At 40.1% G+C, this 3,179-nt stretch carries 2 protein-coding genes and 1 tRNA gene; all 3 read right to left on the bottom strand.

The genetic code is table 11. From position 1 onward, the window contains the following. Nucleotides 1–128: 128 nt before the first annotated feature. Nucleotides 129–202 (bottom strand) — tRNA-Asp (locus G551_RS0112175). A 1,012-nt stretch (nt 203–1,214) separates the two neighbouring features. After that, a complete protein-coding gene (locus G551_RS0112170) occupies nt 1,215–2,141 on the bottom strand; it encodes a DUF58 domain-containing protein (protein ID WP_027885819.1) in 927 nt (308 codons plus the stop codon). An 80-nt stretch (nt 2,142–2,221) separates the two neighbouring features. Continuing rightward, nucleotides 2,222–2,539 carry a thioredoxin gene (gene trxA, locus G551_RS0112165; RefSeq protein WP_027885818.1) on the bottom strand — a complete coding sequence of 106 codons (318 nt, stop codon included), beginning with the start codon at nt 2,537–2,539 and terminating at the stop codon, nt 2,222–2,224. Nucleotides 2,540–3,179 lie beyond the last annotated feature (640 nt).

Below are 3,179 nucleotides of genomic sequence, written 5' to 3'. Positions count from 1 at the left end.
AACAGGAAAAGCTTCTCATTGGTTGAAACACATACAACCTATTAAATACCAAATACTTAAATTCAGTATTCACAACACAACTTCGTAAAAAAAGCTCCCACTTGTGATGGAAGCTTTTAACAATTTTGCGGTCTGGACGAGACTCGAACTCGCGACCCCCTGCGTGACAGGCAGGTATTCTAACCAACTGAACTACCAGACCGTTGCATAATTGCGAGTGCAAATATAAGCCTGTTTTTAGTTCCTGCAAACTTTTTTTCAACTTTTTTTTAGCCCCCCTTGCAACGTCTCAAAACAACCCCTTGAACCTCAACAAAATAAACACAAAAATATTTTAAAATTATTTTACGCTATAGTTCCCTGTTCAAAGCTCAAAATCTAACACACTGCCAACTGAACTCTGAGCTCGCGAAGAAAAGTTCATACTATTTACTGAATACTGCTAACTGAACACCGAACACTGTGAACTGTCAACTGACCACTGCAAACTCCCTACTCCCTAAAACCTACCACCTAGTTTCAAACCCGGCATACCGAAGATGAGTCGTAAAATTTGAAGTGAAAACTCCGTAAAATTTCAAGCTGTTTGAGCGATAGCGAGTTCTTGAAATTTAGGAGTCGAACAATAAATTTAGACGAAGCTTCGTAAGCCTAGATTTTTTTGGTTCGTTTTTTTATCAATGAAAAAAATGAACACATAATTCGTCATTCCGGACTCGATCCGGAATCCCATGAATCAACGCACAAAACAACTTCCTCAACCAAATCAAAAAGTCTATATTTTAAGCTCTAAAATCTATGCTCTCAAAAAAACTGTAAACTGAACACCCCAAGTCAACCACCCCGCCTTACAGGCACCCCTCCTTCAAATGAGGGGAGCATGGTTGAGTTCGTATGCCCCCCGGCCTACCGAAGATGAGTCGTAAAATTTGAAGTGAAAACTCCGTAAAATTTCAAGCTGTCTGAGCGGTAGCGAGTTCTTGAAATTTAGGAGTCGAACAATAAATTTAGAGGAAGCTTCGTAAGCCTAGACTTTTGTTTCTTTTGGGCAATGCAAAAGAAAAAACCTCAACTGTCATTTCGAGCGGAGTCGAGAAATCTTTCAACTTCAAAATAAAAAAACTACAAACCGCCAACTGAACACCGAACACTGTGAACTGTCAACTGACCACTGATCACTCCCTACTCCCTAAAACCTACCAACTAAAACCTAACTAATACTTCCTCCGCTCCACCAAATACGTCGTTAACACCTGATCGAAAGACTGCTGAATATCCACCGGCACATAATTAATCTGATACTGCATACACTTGATCCTCAAACGCTCAAAATAAGCCCTTACCGCTTCCTCGTAGTTTGCCTTCACCGTATCGGCATATAAATTCACTCCCTCCCCGGTTTCCACATCAATAAAACGTTTGGGGGCATTATCAAAATCAAAATTCAGCTCTCGCTCCCGATCGTAGGTATGAAATAAAGTAAGCTCGTGTTTATTGTATTTTAGATGACGTAAAGCCTCAAACAAACGCTCTTCCTCCTCATCGTCCTGAAACATATCCGTAAACAAGAAAATAAGTGATCTGCGCTTGATCTTTTGCGCGATCTGGTGCAAGTAGGTGAAAGTTTTGGTTTTCTTGGCAGACGGAGGCTGTGCCACGATCTTTTCTAAGGTATCTAACAACATATGATGGTGCCGTTCACTCCCCTTTTCAGGCGCGTAATATTCGTACGTATCGCTATATACACTCAAACCCACCGCATCGCGTTGCTTTTTTAAGATCTGCATTAAGGAAGCCGAGGCTAGGGCTGAAAAACCGATTTTATTTAATTCAGTTATCCCTTGCTGAGCTAAGTAGGGGTAATGCATCGAAGAAGAATTATCGATAATCAAATGGCAGCGTAAATTCGTTTCCTCTTCGTAGCGCTTGGTATACAATTTATCGGTCTTGGCATACAACTTCCAATCGATATGCTTGGTGCTTTCGCCGTTATTGTAAATCTTATGCTCGGCAAACTCCGCAGAAAAACCGTGAAACGGACTCTTATGCATTCCCGAAATAAAACCCTCAACGACTTGCTGGGCCAATAATTCTATATTGGTAAACCCGTTGCTTTTATTCACCTCATCCTGTAAAATCATAGCGTTTGCCTTTAATACCTATTAAAAATAAAAAAGGTTTGACATAAGCCAAACCTTTTTCTTGTAATATCTATAAAATCTTATAACAAAGCATCGATCGCTCCGGTGTACGTATCTTTCGGAGATACCCCTACTTGACGGTTCACTAATTCCCCATCTTTAAAAACCAATACGGTTGGAATGTTTCTAACGCCATACTTCGCCGCAAATTCTTGGTTTGCATCTACATCTAACTTCCCTACAACCGCTTTACCTTCGTATTCTTTGCTTACTTCATCGATAATCGGCCCTACCATACGGCAAGGTCCACACCAAGCAGCCCAAAAATCTACCAATACAGGCTTATCACTTTTTAATACGGTTTCTTCAAAATTTGCGTCTGTTATTTCTAGTGCCATAATTTTATTTTTTTAATTGAATACACAAAAGTAAGCAATTATTTTAGTTCATCCCTGCCTTTTAGCATTACATTAGACTATAAGTAAATTGACGTTTTTTATGTGGGCGTTCCCCTATCGGGTCGGGCTATTCGTTATATCTTTTTTGTTGTCATGCTCAGCTTGTCGAAGCACAACAAAAAAGGATGCCACTACTATCCCTAACGCAAAAGACTGCAGGTAGTGGGTAGTGAAAAAATTAAACCTAAGAAACCTTTCAACTTCAATTTCAAGTTCAATTTCAACTTCCCACGTCATCCTGAGCCTGTCGAAGGACCACTCCCAACCGTCATTCCGGACTCGATCCGGAATCCCCTGAATCAACGCACAAAATATCTTCTTCATCCAAACCAAAAAGTCTATGTTCTAACCTCTATCCTCTAGGTTCTCCAATAAAACTGTTATTTCGACCAAAGTCGAGAAGTCTTTCTATTTCAATTTCGAATTCAATTTCAACTTCCCACGTCATCCTGAGCCTGTCGAAGGATCAAAAGATGCTTCACTATGCTATCGCTTCGTTCTGCATGACAACACAAAAACACGAATACCCGAACACCTAAATGAATATCTTATAAAACCGAAAAACCGTCTCTACTTCAAA

This window comes from Mesonia mobilis DSM 19841 (assembly GCF_000423405.1).
Taxonomy (GTDB): domain Bacteria; phylum Bacteroidota; class Bacteroidia; order Flavobacteriales; family Flavobacteriaceae; genus Mesonia; species Mesonia mobilis.
The sequence above is the reverse complement of the archived record's forward strand: the minus strand, read 5'-3'. Positions and strand labels throughout refer to the sequence as shown.

What these genes read in the sequence shown, in the direction of transcription:
- G551_RS0112170 (WP_027885819.1), bottom strand. Translation starts at nt 2,141, where the DNA reads ATGATTTTACAGGATGAGGTGAATAAAAGCAACGGGTTTACCAATATA.
- trxA (WP_027885818.1), bottom strand. Translation starts at nt 2,539, where the DNA reads ATGGCACTAGAAATAACAGACGCAAATTTTGAAGAAACCGTATTAAAA.